The sequence below is a fragment of the Amycolatopsis sp. NPDC034160 genome (assembly GCF_055575355.1).
In genome coordinates, this window is the sequence record NZ_JBVISU010000011.1 from 257,670 (window position 1) to 273,068 (window position 15,399).

At 67.2% G+C, this 15,399-nt stretch carries 19 protein-coding genes; 8 read left to right on the forward strand and 11 right to left on the reverse strand.

Going from position 1 to position 15,399, the window contains the following annotated elements; genetic code table 11:
- Positions 1-31 precede the first annotated feature (31 nt).
- The gene (locus ACZ54P_RS23085) at positions 32-481 is read left to right on the forward strand and encodes a winged helix-turn-helix transcriptional regulator (RefSeq protein ID WP_465463621.1); all 450 of its coding nucleotides are present in this window, start codon (positions 32-34) and stop codon (positions 479-481) included.
- A gap of 256 nt (positions 482-737) precedes the next feature.
- Here the strand turns inward: ACZ54P_RS23085 and ACZ54P_RS23090 are convergent, their stop codons facing one another.
- Genes ACZ54P_RS23090 through ACZ54P_RS23110 form a run of 5 tightly spaced genes read right to left on the reverse strand, consistent with a single transcriptional unit; the run spans position 738 to position 4,235 of the window.
- A complete protein-coding gene (locus ACZ54P_RS23090) occupies positions 738-2,069 on the reverse strand; it encodes an NAD(P)/FAD-dependent oxidoreductase (RefSeq protein WP_465463622.1) in 1,332 nt (443 codons plus the stop codon).
- Positions 2,062-2,298: a ferredoxin gene (locus tag ACZ54P_RS23095; RefSeq protein ID WP_181773350.1), complete on the reverse strand. Its 237-nt coding sequence runs from the start codon at positions 2,296-2,298 to the stop codon at positions 2,062-2,064. Before ACZ54P_RS23095 ends, ACZ54P_RS23090 begins: the two co-directional genes overlap by 8 nt.
- 30 nt (positions 2,299-2,328) lie before the next feature.
- A complete protein-coding gene (locus tag ACZ54P_RS23100; RefSeq protein WP_465463623.1) occupies positions 2,329-2,934 on the reverse strand; it encodes a ferric reductase-like transmembrane domain-containing protein in 606 nt (201 codons plus the stop codon).
- Positions 2,927-3,721, reverse strand: a complete 795-nt coding sequence (locus ACZ54P_RS23105; protein WP_465463624.1) for a DUF4142 domain-containing protein — start codon at positions 3,719-3,721, stop codon at positions 2,927-2,929. Before ACZ54P_RS23105 ends, ACZ54P_RS23100 begins: the two co-directional genes overlap by 8 nt.
- Positions 3,705-4,235 (reverse strand): hypothetical protein, encoded by a 531-nt coding sequence (locus tag ACZ54P_RS23110; protein ID WP_465463625.1) that lies wholly within the window; start codon positions 4,233-4,235, stop codon positions 3,705-3,707. The genes ACZ54P_RS23105 and ACZ54P_RS23110 overlap by 17 nt, the downstream gene beginning before the upstream one ends.
- Before the next feature lie 288 nt (positions 4,236-4,523).
- On the opposite strand from ACZ54P_RS23110, the gene ACZ54P_RS23115 reads away from it, so the two are divergent.
- The 4 genes from ACZ54P_RS23115 (at position 4,524) to ACZ54P_RS23130 (ending at position 8,180) form a co-directional block, all read left to right on the forward strand.
- Positions 4,524-5,075 carry a sigma-70 family RNA polymerase sigma factor gene (locus ACZ54P_RS23115; RefSeq protein WP_465463626.1) on the forward strand — a complete coding sequence of 184 codons (552 nt, stop codon included), beginning with the start codon at positions 4,524-4,526 and terminating at the stop codon, positions 5,073-5,075.
- A complete protein-coding gene (locus ACZ54P_RS23120) occupies positions 5,072-5,818 on the forward strand; it encodes an anti-sigma factor family protein (protein WP_465463627.1) in 747 nt (248 codons plus the stop codon). The genes ACZ54P_RS23115 and ACZ54P_RS23120 overlap by 4 nt, the downstream gene beginning before the upstream one ends.
- A 206-nt stretch (positions 5,819-6,024) precedes the next feature.
- A complete protein-coding gene (locus ACZ54P_RS23125) occupies positions 6,025-7,170 on the forward strand; it encodes a DUF1996 domain-containing protein (RefSeq protein ID WP_465463628.1) in 1,146 nt (381 codons plus the stop codon).
- 452 nt (positions 7,171-7,622) lie between these two features.
- Complete coding sequence (locus ACZ54P_RS23130) at positions 7,623-8,180, forward strand: sugar O-acetyltransferase (RefSeq protein ID WP_465463629.1); 558 nt, start codon at positions 7,623-7,625, stop codon at positions 8,178-8,180.
- 3 nt (positions 8,181-8,183) lie between these two features.
- Here ACZ54P_RS23130 and ACZ54P_RS23135 read toward each other — a convergent pair whose 3' ends face one another.
- On the reverse strand, positions 8,184-8,651 hold the full coding sequence (locus ACZ54P_RS23135) for an Lrp/AsnC family transcriptional regulator (protein ID WP_465463630.1): 468 nt from the start codon (positions 8,649-8,651) through the stop codon (positions 8,184-8,186).
- 103 nt (positions 8,652-8,754) lie between these two features.
- Here ACZ54P_RS23135 and ACZ54P_RS23140 point away from each other — a divergent pair, with 103 nt between their 5' ends.
- Positions 8,755-9,231 carry a DUF2000 domain-containing protein gene (locus ACZ54P_RS23140; protein ID WP_465463631.1) on the forward strand — a complete coding sequence of 159 codons (477 nt, stop codon included), beginning with the start codon at positions 8,755-8,757 and terminating at the stop codon, positions 9,229-9,231.
- Between the two features lie 77 nt (positions 9,232-9,308).
- Here ACZ54P_RS23140 and ACZ54P_RS23145 read toward each other — a convergent pair whose 3' ends face one another.
- Genes ACZ54P_RS23145 through ACZ54P_RS23165 form a run of 5 tightly spaced genes read right to left on the reverse strand, consistent with a single transcriptional unit; the run spans position 9,309 to position 13,506 of the window.
- Positions 9,309-10,100, reverse strand: coding sequence for an alpha/beta fold hydrolase (locus ACZ54P_RS23145; RefSeq protein WP_465463632.1), 792 nt, complete (start codon positions 10,098-10,100; stop codon positions 9,309-9,311).
- Positions 10,101-10,131: 31 nt separating this feature from the next.
- Positions 10,132-11,178 carry an NAD(P)H-dependent flavin oxidoreductase gene (locus ACZ54P_RS23150; RefSeq protein ID WP_465463633.1) on the reverse strand — a complete coding sequence of 349 codons (1,047 nt, stop codon included), beginning with the start codon at positions 11,176-11,178 and terminating at the stop codon, positions 10,132-10,134.
- Entirely contained in the window at positions 11,175-11,900 is a 726-nt protein-coding gene (locus tag ACZ54P_RS23155) for a CoA-transferase subunit beta (protein WP_465463634.1), read from the reverse strand. Before ACZ54P_RS23155 ends, ACZ54P_RS23150 begins: the two co-directional genes overlap by 4 nt.
- Positions 11,897-12,757, reverse strand: coding sequence for a CoA transferase subunit A (locus ACZ54P_RS23160; RefSeq protein ID WP_465463635.1), 861 nt, complete (start codon positions 12,755-12,757; stop codon positions 11,897-11,899). The genes ACZ54P_RS23155 and ACZ54P_RS23160 overlap by 4 nt, the downstream gene beginning before the upstream one ends.
- Positions 12,757-13,506 (reverse strand): enoyl-CoA hydratase family protein, encoded by a 750-nt coding sequence (locus tag ACZ54P_RS23165; protein ID WP_465463636.1) that lies wholly within the window; start codon positions 13,504-13,506, stop codon positions 12,757-12,759. The genes ACZ54P_RS23160 and ACZ54P_RS23165 overlap by 1 nt, the downstream gene beginning before the upstream one ends.
- Before the next feature lie 90 nt (positions 13,507-13,596).
- Between ACZ54P_RS23165 and ACZ54P_RS23170 the strand changes: the two genes are divergently transcribed.
- Both ACZ54P_RS23170 and ACZ54P_RS23175 read left to right on the forward strand, forming a co-directional pair.
- Positions 13,597-14,391 carry an SDR family oxidoreductase gene (locus tag ACZ54P_RS23170; RefSeq protein ID WP_465463637.1) on the forward strand — a complete coding sequence of 265 codons (795 nt, stop codon included), beginning with the start codon at positions 13,597-13,599 and terminating at the stop codon, positions 14,389-14,391.
- Positions 14,388-15,293, forward strand: a complete 906-nt coding sequence (locus tag ACZ54P_RS23175; RefSeq protein WP_465463638.1) for an SDR family oxidoreductase — start codon at positions 14,388-14,390, stop codon at positions 15,291-15,293. Before ACZ54P_RS23170 ends, ACZ54P_RS23175 begins: the two co-directional genes overlap by 4 nt.
- Positions 15,294-15,399 lie beyond the last annotated feature (106 nt).

The following is a 15,399-nucleotide window of genomic DNA, read 5'->3' on the forward strand; positions in this document are numbered from 1 at the left end:
CGGTAGAGCACTGTGGTTGTAAGATGCAACCATGGTGAAGAGGACGACGTTCGACGAAGCTTCGTGCCCGGTGGCGCGTTCGGTCGACACGATCGGCGACTGGTGGTCACTGCTGATCGTGCGCGACGCCTTCGACGGCGTCCGCCGCTTCGGCGAGTTCCAGCGCGGCTTGGGCGTCGCGAAGAACATCCTGTCCGCCAGGTTGCGCGCGCTCGTCGCGCACGGCGTGCTCGACGTGGTCCCGGCCTCGGACGGGAGTAGCTACAGCGAATACGTCCTGACGGCGAAGGGACGCGAGCTGTTTCCGGTGATCGTCGCGTTGCGACAGTGGGGCGAGGCGCATTTCTTCGCCCCGGACGAACCGCGGTCGGAGCTGGTGGACCGCGACGGCCGACGTCCACTGCGGGCACTCGAAGTGCACGCCTCGGACGGACGCGTCGTCGGTCCGGACGACACGGTGGTCTTGAAAGTGCCTTCGTGAGTGGTAATGACGGTTAGAACCGCCATCACCACTCACGAGAACAGAAGGGGCCCTCCCAGGTGAGTCAAGCCTGGAAGGGCCCCGCCTGCTGGCGGAGAGCCGGGAAAGCGAGGTCCGACGGTGCCCGAATCACCATCGGTCCCGGTTTCCCGGCGTCCCCAAGGGGTGGCGGTGGGCGCGGAGGCCCAGCGACCCACCGCCACCTGGTGGGACCGCGGCCGCCGCGCGCGGCCCCGGTCCTCCTCGCGTACCCGGGTCACCCGGCGGGAACGCGAGCCCAGGGCATCTCCTTCTGCGCGGGAACGGCCGCGGTCGGCGTCTCGGACAGGAAGTCCCGCTCGAACGGGGCCAAGATGTCCTCCCCGATCGGTGCGGACCCGGCGAACGACGGCTCCGCTGGAGCGGGCGTGGGGAACACCGGCTCGGGCACCGGCAGCCGCCGGTCGAGTTCCGCGGTCCAGTGGATCATCGCCTTCGGCCGGTCCCAGCCCGCCGCCCCGATGAGCCTGCCGTCGCGGACGAAACCGGTGACCCCGTCGGAAAGTTCGATGGTGTCCTTGCCGAGCGACGGCATCCCCACGGTCTGCAGCCGAGCGTCGTACAGCGACGACCAGGCGCGGGGGAGCGGGGTGTACGGCCGCGCGTTGCCCCGGCCCAGCATCAGGCTTTCCGCCGCCGCACGCCCGGATTCGACGCCGTTCATCCAGTGCTCGACCCGGCGCGGGGTCTCGTCGATCCGCAGGTTCGGCCACTTCGCGATGTCACCGGCGACCACGACGTCTTCCGCCCCGACGGCGAACAGGGTGGATTCGCACAGGACACCGTCGTCGATGGCCAGTCCCGAGCCGCGCATCCAATCGACGGCGGGCACGCTGCCGATCGACAGCACCACGCAACTGGCGACCAGGAACTGGTTGTTGGTCAGGTGCAGGCCGACCGTCTCCTTGGTACTGATCCAGTTCCGCACCTCGGTGTTCATCGCCAGCTTGGCGCGGTGATGCTGGTGCTCCTTCGTCAGCGCGTCCGCGATCCGCTCCCCGAAGCGGTGCAACGGCGCCTTCGCGTGGCCGATGAGGGTGACGTCGCGGCCCATGTACCGCATCGACGCGGCGAACTCGTTCCCGATGAGGCCGCTGCCGATCACCACGACGGATTTGTTGCTGTTCCCCAAAGCCCGCCGGACGGCGAGGGAGTCCTCCACGGTGCGCAGCACCCGGACCCGGGGGTCGTGGCGCGGTGAGCCGGGGAGATGCCGGGGATGGACCCCGGTCGCCAGGATCAGGCCGTCGTACCAAAGGGATTCCCCGCCAGGCAGGTGCACCGTGCGTTCCTTGGTGTCGAGCCAGGTCGCGCGCGTGCCGAGTCGCCAGTGGACGTCCAAGTCGAGGTAGGGCTCCAGACTTGCCGCCACCGGTTTCACCCCGCCGGTGATGAGTTCCTTCGACACCATCGGCCGGTGATACGGCTTTCGCGGTTCATCACCGACCAGCACGATCTCGCCGTCGAAACCGAGCTCCCGCAGACGTTCCGCGGAGCGGAAGCCGGCGACGCCCGCGCCGACGATGACGATCCGATCTCCGTCACTCATCGTCGTGCGCCCCTTCTCCCTTGACTCTGATGGCTTGTTTGGGGCAGAGCCGGGCAGCGGAGATGGCCTGATCCAGACCATCCCGGTCGACCATCCGGCGGATGCGGAGCTTGCCGTCCGGTCCGATCTTGAACGTGGCGGGCGCTTCCATCTCGCAGAAGCCGAAGATCTCGCACCGCTCGTTGTCGACGCTGACGCGGGTGCCGCGCCGTACGCTTCCGAAGATCATTTTTCGTTTCTCCAAGTCTTTTCGCGGCCGCTAGACCAGTTCCTCGACCAGACCCAGCCGTTCGAGATACCGGGTGGGCGTGAACCGCAGCGCGGTCAGCACTACCGCGGGGACCAGCAGCGTGATTCCGCCGAACCACAGCAGGCCGAGATGTCCGTTGGCCATGGCGCCGAAGAACGCGTGCAGAGCCGTGAGCGCGACCGCTGGGTAGGCGAGCCGGTGGATCCACAGAAAACGCCGGTAGGAACTGAAGCGGCTGATCCCGCCGGTCAGCGCGACGGCGATCATGACCTCGAGCCCGACGACGCCGAGCTCGTGCCGCGCCAGCGTGCCCGGCAGGAGCGGGATCGAGATCTGCGCCAAGGTGAAACCGTCGGGCAGGAACAGGAACGACATCGCGTGCACGACACCGAACGACAGCGTCAGGATGCCGAGCACCATATGCGAGTTGCGCAGCGCCTTCCGCCCGGTCAGCGACTTGATCCAGCCGGTCGCGGTGAACACGCCCCAGCACAGGGTGAGGCACATGAAGCCGTACGAGATCCGGGCGGAGGTCTGCGCCATGCCCTTGATGCCGGGGTCGGTGTCCGTTTTCTGGGTCAGGACGATCACCACCTCGGACCACTGGTCAACCATCGATTTCTCCTGGGGCACTGGGAACCAGTTCTGGTTCGGCTGCGGCCGCGCGTTTGCGGGTCCGGGTGTTCTTGGCGCGCAGGGTCCGGACGGCGAAGAAGAGCCCGCCGCCGAGCGCCACCGCGAGCACCAGGCCGAGGGCGAACTCGCCGAAACCGACGTCCATGGCGGCGTTGGCCGTGTTCGACTGCGGCACCGGCGCTTCCGGCATCAGCGACTGGTCGACCACGCCGGTGCTCTCCAGCAGGGTCATGTGACGCAGCACCGCCTGGTTGGCCGTGGTGGCGTAGTCGCGGACGACGTCGTTGCGGGTACCGGCCCTGATCTGCGCGATGATGGGGAAGAGCACACCGTGCGCGTAGCGGAGCCGGTTGGCGAAGATCCGGTCGAACTCGCTGTCGTCGCGGGCGGCCTTCATCTCGCCGAGCCACGCCGACTGCTGATCCGAAGGTTCGCGCGGCAGGGCGATGCCGAAGCGGTCGGCGATCGCGTGCGTCGCGGTGTCGAGCCTGCCGTGGTCGATCATCAGCGCCCGGCCGACTTCGCGGGTCCGCTGGCTCTTTCCGCGTTCCTGCGCCCACATCCCGGCAGGCATTTCCCACAGCCCGGCCAATTTGACGTTCACGATCAGGTTCTTGTCCGCGGCGGTGAGTTCCTGGGCGTGCGCGTCGTCGACGGGGCCGAGCAGTGTCACCGAGGTGATCGTCAGCAGGACCAGCAGCAGGCGGGAAAAACGAAAGACGACCGGGCCGGGGGTTTCCCCGGAGAGGTCAGATGCCGAGGTCATCGGCCTGCCAGGTGTCCGCGGTGAGCAGCACTTTCGTACCGTCGGGCTTGACCGGGAACCACGCGTCGTCAGCACCTTGCCCGCCGGTGTTGCCGGGCATCGCGTCCTCGGCGTAGCGATAGAGCGGCCATCCCGCGAGCGTGACCTGATCGGTGCCGTCGTCCCTGGTCACGGTGCCGACCAGGGCACGATCGATCCCGGTCACCACGAGATCGCCGCCCGCCTTGGCGGGAATCCAGGTCCGCGCGCAGGTGCCGGTGCAATTCGATCGGGGCGGGTTCACCGTGTCCTTGTCGTAGCGGTAAAGCGTGAAACCATTGGTGTCGGTGACCATCGGGCCGAGGTCGAACAGCTTCGCCGCCGTGAGACCGGGGGCCGGTTCGGCCGAGGGGTCGGGCATTCCCGGGATTTCCGCCGCGCCGGCGGCGGGGGCCGCGCCCGGAGAGCCGTTCGGTCCCGCGGTACCGGTGGTGCAGGCCGCGATCGACGCGATCACGGCCAACGTGAGGGTCAAAGGTATGACCGAGCGTGACACGGGGTTCACGGAAATCCTCCTGTCGGGGCCAGAGGAGAACGCCATCGCCGCGGGGCGATGGCGTGGAGGCGCGTTTAACTCCACTGTGGACAGTGGGGATCCACGGTGGATTCGGCGGTGCGGGGGACAGCGCCGGGTCGGGGGCCTTCGGTAGTGGATACGGTCACGAGTGGAGAACGGTTCAAAAAACTTTTTCCTGTGCCAGAACCGGGGAGGATCGATTTTGGTACTGGACTTATCGGCCTCGGGCACACAAAGATGTGCCGCGTGGGACGCCACTCTCGGATACTGCAGCCAATAGTCGATCATGAACCCGCTTCGAACGGGCATGACGACCTCATCCGGGCGTTGTACCAGGAGTTCGGATCGAGCCTGATGGCGTTCGTGCTGAAGCTGACCGGTCACGATCGCCAGTGGGCCGAGGACGTGGTCCAGGAGACGCTCATCAAGGCGTGGCGCAACGCCGGCAAACTCGACCGGCAGCCGGAAATGCTGCGTGCCTGGCTCTTCACCGTGGCCAGGCGCATCGTCATCGACGGCTGGCGGAGCCGGAGTGCCCGCCCTCAAGAGGTGGAGGAACTGGAGTCGGATTCGATCGGCGTACCGGACGACTCGGAGAAGACGCTCGCGGCCATGATCGTTTACGAGGCCCTGCGCAATCTTTCCCCGGAACAACGAGAAGCCGTCCAGCAGACCTACCTGCGTGACCGCACCGTGAACGAGGTCGCGGCAACGCTGGGGGTTCCGCCGGGTACGGTGAAATCGCGGATCCACCATGCCGTGCGCGCGTTGCGCAGGGCGCTGCAGGAGCGGGGGTGAGCGAGGTGTCCGGAGCGCCGCATACGGATATCGCCGCCTACGTGCTGGGCGTCCTCGGCGAAGAGGATCACGCCAGGTTCGAGGCGCATCTGCTGGAGTGCCCCGAGTGTCAGGTCGAGCTGGTGGAGATGTACCACCTGCCCGACATCCTGGACATGGTGAAGAAGAGCTGGCCGGACCCGCCCGTGAAGGGCCCGGGGCCGCGGGTGCTGCGGATGCTGCTCGCGGACGCCGCCAAGGCGGGCCGCCGTCGCAAGCTCATCCGGCTCGCCACGGCCGCCGCCGTTCTCGTGCTGATCGTCGGCGGACCGCTCACCGTCCTTTCGCTCACCGACCGTGAACCGGTCATCACGCAGGCCGCGCCCAGCGTCGTCACTTCGCTGCCGGCCTCGACGCCGTCGCGGGAGACCGGTCCGGATGGCGGCGCCGCTCCCTTCGGCTGGTCCGAGGCGGGCAACGCGGTCGCCGCCGAGGTCACGGTCCAGGAGAAGGAGTGGGGCAGCGCGGTCGAACTCGAACTGCGCGGCCTCACCGGGCCGATGACGTGCCAGCTTTTCGCCTACTCCCACGGCGGAGAGGCCTACGTCGTCAACAACTGGAGTGTGCCCTCCAAGGGATACGGCGTTCCCGGCTCCCCGAACCCACTCGTCGTCACCGGTTCGACGGCGTTGCAGAAGGCCGACATCGAGCGTTTCGAGGTCCACAAGCAGGACGGCACCGTCCTGGCCATCGTGCGCCGGTAGCTTTATAACGGAAAGATAACGGCGGGGTCGCGTTTTGAACCGGCCCCCTTCTGGAACCGTATCTCTCGGTAGCCGGATCTGGACCGGCGGGCGAACAGAAGGTCCGCCGCGAATTCGGTAATCGGCGTATTCGACAAATGCGTGGCTCATGACTGGGTACCAGTGGTTTTTCGGTGTGCCCGGAAACGAATGAGGTGAGCAAGTCAATGGCACGAAATCAAGGGCGCCATCGTATCGCCCGCAGGACCAAGATCGCGACCGCGTTGCTGGGCCTGTCGATCGCGGTCGGTGGACTGGTGGTGTCCACCACGACCGGCGACTCCGACAGCGCGTCCGCGGACGAGGTGGACAAGTCGCTCTTCGTGGACATCACCAAGGTGCGGCCGAACGTCGACAAACCGGAGCCGGGGCGGAACGCGTCCACGGGCTCGTTCACCGTCGACTGCGGCAAGAACGAGAATGGGCACTTCAATCCCGACAACTTCATCGCGCAGCCGGGTATCCGCAACGGTGCCCAGCATCTGCACGACTACGTCGGAAACCTTTCCACGAACGCGGATTCGAACAACGACAGCTTGCTGGGCGCCGGTACCACCTGTGAAAACGGTGACGAGTCGGCGTACTTCTGGCCGGTGGTGAGGATCGACACCGAAGAGGGGGGCGAAGAGCAGCAGGGCGAGCAGAACCAGGATCAGCGGCAGGGTGGTCGCGACCAGCAGCGGCAGGCTGACCGCGAGCAGGGCCGTGACGGTGACCGGAACCGGCAGCAGAACCAGGCCGAGCTGGAAGAGCCGAACGCGGACAACGAACTCGCCGGCAACGACGGTGAGATCCAGCGCCCCGCGATCGTCGACATCACCTTCAAGGGCAACGCCCAGGAGAAGGTGAAGGAGATGCCGAAGTTCCTTCGGATCCTCTACGGTGACGCGAAAGTCACCGCGAACGGCCCCGCGAACGCGCGGGAGAGCTGGACCTGCACCGGCTTCGAGGACAGGGTCATCAAGCAGTACCCGATCTGTCCCGAGGGCAGTGACGTGAAGCGGGTGCACACCTTCCCGAGTTGCCTCGACGGAAACAACATCGACAGCGAGAACCACCGGGATCACATCAAGTACCCGAACGAGAACGGCGAATGCGCGAACGGCCTGACCGCTGTTCCCGAGCTCACCATCTCGCTGACCTACAAGATCCCCCGGGCGATCCAGGTCGCCGGGCAGTACAAAGTGGACTCCTTCCCCGAGGAGGACCACAATCCCTTCTCCGATCACGACGATTTCGCGAACGTGATGTCGGATCAGATCATGGATCGCCTTGTCGACTGCGTCAACGAAGGCCGTAAGTGTCGCGAATGAATCGCTGACCGACTGTCCATAGTGTACCTATTGATGCGCGTATGTCCTTGCCTGTCAAGGTAAACAATCATGCCTACACTTCAACAGTGATCGGTGTCACGTTCTTTGTTTCGCTGAAACGGGTGACAATAGAAGCTGATCGGTTTATCGTAAATTCAGAACAACGCACGAAGTTCGCAACTTCAGCAGAGATTTCCCGAATTGATCGGGTCTCAGACGTCCTCGGCTCACTCCGACGGCCGGGGCGGTTCAACGGAAGCGAGAACCGGCGAACAGGAGGAAGATACTCCGGCCCGGCGGGTCCCCCCTTACACCTCACCCACCCGCCGGGCCGGCCCTACTCGGAAACCGATCGACACAACTGAAGAACGCTCCGCAAGCGTTTACCCGCCCTGGCGACGGGCTTCCCGAGGGAGGCTCGCCGTCAGGGCTTTTTCGATAGGTTGGCGACCATGGGTGAGCAGAAGGATCGCATGCTGCGCGGCGAGTTGTACCGGGACGACGACCCCGAACTGGTCGCGGACCGCAGGCGCGCGCAGGCGCTCGTCGACCGGTTCAACGGCACGGGTGCCGAAGAGACCGGTGAGCGGGAGACGATTTTGCGCGAGTTGCTGGGAAAACTCGGCGAGGGATCTTGGCTCATGCCGCGGTTCCAGTGCGACTACGGCTATCTGATCGAGATCGGCGCCAACAGTTTCCTCAACTACGACGCCATCCTGCTCGACTGCGCCCCGATCAAGATCGGCTCGGACTGTTCGATCGGCCCGCGTTGTCAGCTGCTGACCGCGCTGCATCCCATGGAAGACCACGAACTGCGACGGGCTCGCTGGGAGTCGGCCGCGCCGATCACCATCGGGAACAACGTCTGGTTCGGCGGTGGCGTCATCGTGTGCGCCGGGGTCACCATCGGGGACGACACCGTGGTGGGCGCGGGCAGTGTCGTCACGCGGGATCTGCCGTCGAAGGTGTTCGCCGCGGGCAACCCGGCGCGGGTCATCCGGGAGCTCTGAGGCTCACCTGTCCACCGGCGTGATCTTGGTGCGCCGGATGTGCTCGAAGACCATGGAGGTCCGCACATCGGCCACCTCTGGGCGTTCGGTCAGCTTGTCGATCACGAAGGCGTAGAGGCTCTCGTTGTCGGGGACGGCCACGTGCAGGATGAAATCCTCGGTGCCGGTGGTCACGTAGAGGCCGACGATGTCGGGCAGCGCGTTGACGAAGTTCCGGAAGTTTTCGATGTTCCTCCGCGAAGGTGGGCGGACCCGGATCGCGATGAGCGCCTGCACCCCGCGGCCGATCGACGGCAGGTCGACGTCCAGCAGCGCGCCGCGGATCACGCCGCGTTCCCGCAGGCCACGGGTCCGGTCCAGCGCGGTGGTCGGCGAGACCCCGACCGCCGCGGCCACTTCGCGGTTGGTCTTCCGTGCGTCCGACTGCAATTCCCCCAGGATCGCCTGATCAAGTTCGTCCAACCGTGCCATATCGAGTCTCCTGCCGTATTAAGTACGAACTCGATGGAGTCTAGTCGTATACCCACTTAGCTTTGCGCTGTTCATCCGTTGATGTGAACAGGAGATCAGCTGAATGTCCGAGTACGATACGGCCGTCGGGTTCGCTCCCGAGGAGATCGACCCCACCGCGTCCACCCGGTCGGCCCGGTTGAAGTGGGTCGTCGTGGTCAACAGTGAACTTCCGCCAGGACGCGCGGTGAACGCGGCCGTCTGCACGGCCGTCGCCACCGCGACGACCGTGACGGGACTCCTCGGCGAGGACGCGTTCGACGCGGACGGAACGCGTTATTCGGGGCTGCCGTGGACCGGCTGCTCGGTCCTGGTGGCCGACGCCGCGCACCTGCGGGCCATCCAGGCGAAGGCCGCGGCCTCACCGGGGTGCCACGTCTCCGACATGCCGGGGATCGCGCAGCAGATCCGCGTCTACGCCGATTTCCTCGCGACGATGAAGGAGATCCCGACCGAGGAGATGGATTTCTGCGCGATCGGGATCGTCGGCCCGCGGAACCGGATCGACAAACTGGTCGGGAAGCTGCCGCTGATGCCGTGACCGAGCCCAGTGCCGCCTCACCTCACCTCGTGAGTGGTAATGACGGTTCTAGCCGTCATTACCACTCACGAGGCTGTTCAGCCTTCGAGGAGGTCGCGCAACGCTTCGGTGAACTGGGCTGGGTTCCGTTGCGGCGCGAGATGGGCCCCGGGCATCTCGGTGAACGGCAGCCCCAGTTCCAGCGCGAGGATCTTCGCGGGCTGGTAGTGGTAGTGCCCTCGGCTGCCGACGCCCGCGACCGGGAAGATCTCGGTATCGACCTTGCGCAGTGCCCGCAGATCCGGGAGGTAGTCGAGGATCTCGGACAGCTCGCGGCCGAACAGCCGCTTCCAGTCCTCCTCGTTCGGCAGCCGGATCGCCCGCAGTTCGGGCAGCGCGGCGCCGGCGATACCGTCGGTGAACCGTTTGAACGCGCCCATCAGGTCGCCCGCCTGCGCGAGCCGGACCTGCGCGTTGGCCTCGTCGAGCCAGCCGAGCGCGTCCGGCAGCAGCTGGACGGCGGGGGGCTCGTGGGCGACCAGAACGCTCACCGCCTCCGGGTGGCGGGCGACGAGGTCGAGGCCGATGAGCGCGCCCGCGCTGGTCCCGAACACCAGCGCGGGCCCGCCGCCGACATGTTGGAGGACGGCGTACGCGTCATCGGCCTGCTTCGGGACGCTGACCGGGCCGATGCTGGTGTCGGAGCTGCGGAAGTGACCGCGCCGGTCGTAGGTGACGACCGTGTAGTCCTCGGCGAGCAGCTTCGTCATCGCCCGGAACGTGTCCGCCGAACCCAGCCCGCCGGCGATCAGGAGCAGAAGCGGCCCTTCGCCGGTGCTGCGGACGTACAGCTCACCGTCCTCGACCGGACAACGACTCTCCGAGATCATGGCCGAAGTCAAGCACAGCGCGCTCGACCCGCTATCCGGAGGCCAGCCGGCGCAGGATGCCCGTCGCGTCGGCCACGATCGTCTCGATCAGCTCGCCGACGGCGGGCAGGTCGTCGAGCAGGCCGACGACCTGCCCGGACGCCAGCACCCCGGCGCTCCGGTCGCCCTCGACCAGTCCGGCGCGCAGCAGCATCGGCGTGTTGGCGGCCATCAGCACCTGCGACCAGGTCCGGTCGCCGCCGCGTTTCATCCGCAGCCCTTCGGTGGCCAGCGAGCGCCACGACAGCCCGCTCAGCTTCCGGAACTTCGCGGCGTTGCGGACGGCCCTGGCCAGCCCGCTCACCGGACCGGCGGACTCGAGCGCGTCGACCAGCTCCGTCCGGAGGACGCGATGCGGCATCCCGTCCACCTTGCGGGTGACGACGGTGCCGTTGAGATCGCGCGCGAGATAGGCCTGTTTGATCTCCTCGGGGACGGTGCTTTCCTTCGTGAGGAGGAACCGGGTGCCCATGGCGACCCCGGCCGCCCCGTAAGCGAGCGCGGCGGCCAGCCCGCGGCCGTCGAAGAATCCGCCCGCCGCGACCACGGGGATGTCGACGGCGTCCAGTACGGACGGCAGCAGCAGGGTCGTCGCCACGCCGCCGGTGTGCCCGCCGCCTTCGCCGCCCTGCACGATGACGGCGTCCGCGCCCCAGCCCGCGACCTTCTCCGCGTGCCGCGCCGCGCCGACCGACGGGACGACGAGCAGGCCGTTGCCCTTCAGCCGCGCGATCATGTCCTTTTTCGGTGCCAGCGCGAAGGAGGCGACACGGACTTCCTCGGTGATGAGCAGCTCGACCCGGCGTGCGGCGTCTTCGGCGTCCGCGCGGAGATTGACGCCGAACGGCCGCGACGTGCGGCTCTTGACCTCCTTGATCGCCGCCGCCAGTTCGTCGTAAGTCATCGTCGCGGACGCGAGGATGCCCAGGCCGCCCGCTTCCGCCGTCGCGGAGACGAGCCGTGGCCCGGCGACCCAGCCCATGCCGGTCTGCACGATCGGATGCCGGATTCCGGCCAGCTCGGTCAGCGCGGTCTTCACGACGGCACTTCCTTGTCCCGCACCGACTTCGGATCCAGACTGTGCCGGATCAGCAGCAGCTCGGACTCGGTCGGGAGCCGGGATTCCGTGACGCCGTCAGTGATCAGTGGGAACGACGTCGCTTCGACAACCTCGTCCACGGAGACCCCCGGATGCACCGAGAGCAGCCGCGGGGCGTGGTCTTCACCGCCGAAGTCCAGGACTCCGAGGTTGGTGACGACACGGTGGACGTCGTGATGCAGCAGCCCGGCCGCGCGCGCTCTGGCGTACCCGACGCCGGACACGACGTCGACCTGGCCGACGAAGACGCGCTTGCTGTGGCGTGGAACCCAGTAGCTCGTGCGGTGATTGGCGGTGTTGCCCGGTCCACCGCGTACACCGAGGAGTTGCTTCTTCGGCTGGGAATGGTCGCCGATCGCCGAGATGTTCTGGTTGCCCTCGCGATCGATCTGGTTGGCGCCCATCACCACATGGCGCTTTCCGCGCGGTACCACGGTGTCGAGGACCTTGCGGAACGGTTGCCAGCCTTCGACGACGGCATCGGAGGTCATCAGGTACGCCTCGCCGTCGGACAGCAGGATGTCCGGTTCGAAGGTCAGCCTGGCGAGCCGGGCGCCCAGCGACGGGATGAAACCCATGGGGCTCACCACGATCTCACCGTCACCGCGGAACAATTCGGCGCAGGCCACGACGGCGACCTCGGCGCGGGTGATGTCACTCATGCGGACTCCCCGAACTCGGTGACGGCCTTTTGGTACTGCGCTTCGTCGCCGGACAAGAACCTGTCGACGAATTTCGGCCAGGCGCCGGGATCCTTGGCCGCCTCGGCGTAGTGGCGCTGGAAACGTTCGTCCCGTCCGTAGTCCGGGACGGCGGTGGTGAAGTGTGCGCCGTTCGGCGTCTCGGCGACCCCGGTGACGAGCATCCGGCTCAGCAACAGGCTCTGCACGGGCCCACCTGCCGACAGCTCGTCGGTGTCGACGATCTTTTCCGTTGACACGTAACACTTGTCGGCGGCGAGGGCGAACAGTTCGTCGAAGTAGGGATCCGGTCCGAGGTACTGCGCGTTGCCGCGGGCGTCTGCGCGGTTGAGATGGACGAAGGCCGCGTCGAGCTTGAGCGCGGGCACCGCCAGCAACTCTTCGGCGTCGTCGTAAGGGGATCGGACGGTACGCAAGGACGAGTTCAGATCCATGACGCCGGAGCCGAGACCGGCACGCGTCGGCAGGAACGGAAGTCTTTGTGCGGCAGCGGAAAGGCCGGTGCAGAAGACGCCTTCGTCGTATTCGGTGACGGTGATCGTCCCGGCTTCCCGTACCCGGGAGAACCAGGGGTCGTAGGGAATCGAGTCCAGGGTGACGAACCCGAAGACCAGATGCTTGATCTTGCCCGCCGAGGCCAGCAACCCGACGTCCGGACCGCCGTAGGAGACCACGGTGAGATCCTTGACCGGCGAACGCAGGATCGCGCGCACCAACGCCATGGGCTTGCGCCGGGAACCCCAGCCGCCGATGCCGATCGTCATCCCGTCGGTGAGCCCGGCGACCATCTCGTCCGGCGTCATCCGCTTGTCGGCCATCACTTCCCCCTGCCGTCCAAGAACTCCTGGCGTGCGCCGTCGGAGACGCCCGCCAGGTTCAGTTCGAAGGTGAATCCCTGTTCGAACCGATAACTGCGGTGGACGGGCTGGACGTCGATGCCGTTGATGGCCTGTTTCGCCGCGCGGATCACGCGGGTGTCCTTCGCCGCGATCTGCCGCGCGACACCGAGCGCGGTCTCGTCGAGTTCCTCCCGTGGCACCACCGCGTAGACCGAACCGTGGTGGTGCAACTGGTTGGCGGTGATCGTCGACGCCGTGTAGTACAAGGCCCGCATCAGGTGCTGGGGGACCAGTCGCGCGAGATGGGTCGCCGCGCCCAGCGCGCCGCGATCGACCTCGGGGAGCCCGAAGGTCGCGTCTTCGCCGGCGACCACGATGTCCGCGTTGCCGACCAGGCCGACCCCTCCGCCGAGACAGAAGCCTTGTACGGCGGCGATCACGGGGACCGCGCAGTCGTAGACGGCCGAGAACGCCGCCGCGCAGCCCTCGTTCGCGCCGATCAGCGCGCCGTACCCCGGATCGCGCTGGATCTCCTTGATGTCAACGCCGGCGTTGAATCCGCGGCCTTCCGCGCGCAGCACCACGACATGCGTCGCGGGATCGCGCCCGGCGTCGGTGAGGGCGGAAGCGAGGGCGAACCACCCCTTCACGCTCAGCGCGTTCACCGGGGGCGCGTCGACCGTGACCACGGCGATGCCGGGCTCCGGTGAGTGGGTGGAAACGCTCATCGTGCACCCTTTCCGCTACCAAACCTAGCACTTGCTTGGTACGTTAGCAGGACGTCAGGCCCGGGTACAGCGACGTGAAGGAGGCCCGGCATGGCACTCGAGATCCGGCTCGACGGCGCCGTGGTGCTGGTGACCGGTGGGGTACGCGGCGTCGGCGCCGGGGTCACCAGGACATTTCTGCGGGCGGGCGCCGAAGTCGTCACCTGTGCCCGCACCGAACCCGAGCGACCGGTCCGTGCCGAGGACAAGGCGTCGTCGTTCATTTCCTGTGACGTCCGCGATCCCAAGGAGGTCGACGCGCTCTTCGAGGAGATCCTCCGGCGTCACGGCAGGCTCGACGTCGTGGTCAACAACGCGGGTGGCGCGCCGTACGCCGAGGTGGCGGACGCGTCGCCGCGGTTCCACGAGAAGGTGATCGGGTTGAACCTGCTGGCACCGCTGACCGTCGCCCGCGCGGCGAACGTGATCATGCAGGGGCAGGAACGCGGCGGCGTCATCGTGAACATCAGCAGTGTCAGCGGGACGAGACCGTCGCCGGGGACGGCTTCCTATGGTGCGGCGAAAGCGGGTCTGGACAATCTGACCGCGACGCTGGCCGTGGAGTGGGCGCCGAAGGTGCGGGTCAACGCGCTCGACGTCGGCATGGTCCGCACCGAGCACACGCATCTGCACTACGGCGACGAGGCCGGGATCGCCGCGGTGGGCCGGACCGTCCCGTTAGGACGGTTAGCCGAACCGGACGAAATCGGTGCCTGCGCGGTGTTCTTGGCTTCCCCGCTGGCCTCTTATGTCAGCGGCGCCTGTCTGGCCGTGCACGGCGGAGGAGAGGTGCCTGCCTTCTTGGCCGCTTCCAATTCTCGAACCGCACGAAAGGAGCCGGTGTGAGCGGGATCGCCGACGGCCGGATCGTGGTGGTGACCGGGGCCGGTCGTGGCATCGGCCGGGCGCACGCGCTCGCGTTCGCCGCCGAGGGCGCTCGGGTGGTGGTGAACGACCTCGGTGCCGGGATCGACGGCAGCGGCGGCTCGGCAGGGCCCGCTCAGGACGTCGTCGACGAGATCGAGGCGCTCGGCGGCAAGGCGGTCGCGAACACCGACGACGTCGCGTCCTGGGACGGGGCCGCCGCCCTGGTGCGGACCGCCGTCGAGACCTTCGGCGGGTTGGACGTCTTGGTCAACAACGCGGGCTTCCTGCGTGACCGGATGCTGGTGAACCTGGGCGAGGACGAATGGGACGCGGTCATCCGCGTCCATCTGAAGGGCCATTTCGCGCCGACGCGGCACGCCGCCGAGTACTGGCGCGCGGAGGCGAAAGCGGGGCGCACACGGGTGGCACGGGTGATCAACACCAGTTCCGGCGCGGGATTGCTCGGCAGTGTCGGGCAGGGCAACTACTCGGCCGCGAAGTCCGGGATCCTGGGCCTCACGCTGGTCTCGGCCACGGAATTCGCGCGCTACGGCGTCACCGTGAACGCGATCGCCCCGGCCGCCCGGACCAGGATGACCGAAGAGGCGTTCGCCGAGGACATGGCGGCGCCGGAGGACGGATTCGACGCCATGGCACCGGAAAACGTGGCACCGCTGGTGGTGTGGCTCGGCAGTGAGGAGTCGTCCGGGGTGACCGGACGAGTGTTCGAGGTCGACGGCGGACGCGTCTCGATCGCGCAGGGATGGCGGCACGGCGCGGTGCGGGACAAGGGATCCCGGTGGTCACCGGCCGAACTCGGGCCCGTCGTGGCGGAGCTGCTGGCGGAGGCTCCGGTCCCTGAACCCGTTTACGGTGCTTAAGGCTTCGGTACAGGTGGTCGTGAGTGGCGATTCGGGTTAGAACCCGACTCCCCACTCACGACCAACGCAACCCACCCACGTTTGGCTTACCGCGTTTAGTCCTCTA

Bases quoted from the DNA above. Each gene is read 5' to 3' on its own strand.
- ACZ54P_RS23135 (WP_465463630.1), bottom strand. From the start codon at position 8,651: ATGGCACGGTTGGACGAACTTGATCAGGCGATCCTGGGGGAATTGCAG.
- ACZ54P_RS23140 (WP_465463631.1), top strand. From the start codon at position 8,755: ATGTCCGAGTACGATACGGCCGTCGGGTTCGCTCCCGAGGAGATCGAC.
- ACZ54P_RS23095 (WP_181773350.1), bottom strand. From the start codon at position 2,298: ATGATCTTCGGAAGCGTACGGCGCGGCACCCGCGTCAGCGTCGACAAC.
- ACZ54P_RS23100 (WP_465463623.1), bottom strand. From the start codon at position 2,934: ATGGTTGACCAGTGGTCCGAGGTGGTGATCGTCCTGACCCAGAAAACG.
- ACZ54P_RS23090 (WP_465463622.1), bottom strand. From the start codon at position 2,069: ATGAGTGACGGAGATCGGATCGTCATCGTCGGCGCGGGCGTCGCCGGC.
- ACZ54P_RS23170 (WP_465463637.1), top strand. From the start codon at position 13,597: ATGGCACTCGAGATCCGGCTCGACGGCGCCGTGGTGCTGGTGACCGGT.
- ACZ54P_RS23085 (WP_465463621.1), top strand. From the start codon at position 32: ATGGTGAAGAGGACGACGTTCGACGAAGCTTCGTGCCCGGTGGCGCGT.
- ACZ54P_RS23105 (WP_465463624.1), bottom strand. From the start codon at position 3,721: ATGACCTCGGCATCTGACCTCTCCGGGGAAACCCCCGGCCCGGTCGTC.
- ACZ54P_RS23125 (WP_465463628.1), top strand. From the start codon at position 6,025: ATGGCACGAAATCAAGGGCGCCATCGTATCGCCCGCAGGACCAAGATC.
- ACZ54P_RS23130 (WP_465463629.1), top strand. From the start codon at position 7,623: ATGGGTGAGCAGAAGGATCGCATGCTGCGCGGCGAGTTGTACCGGGAC.
- ACZ54P_RS23165 (WP_465463636.1), bottom strand. From the start codon at position 13,506: ATGAGCGTTTCCACCCACTCACCGGAGCCCGGCATCGCCGTGGTCACG.
- ACZ54P_RS23160 (WP_465463635.1), bottom strand. From the start codon at position 12,757: ATGGCCGACAAGCGGATGACGCCGGACGAGATGGTCGCCGGGCTCACC.
- ACZ54P_RS23145 (WP_465463632.1), bottom strand. From the start codon at position 10,100: ATGATCTCGGAGAGTCGTTGTCCGGTCGAGGACGGTGAGCTGTACGTC.
- ACZ54P_RS23155 (WP_465463634.1), bottom strand. From the start codon at position 11,900: ATGAGTGACATCACCCGCGCCGAGGTCGCCGTCGTGGCCTGCGCCGAA.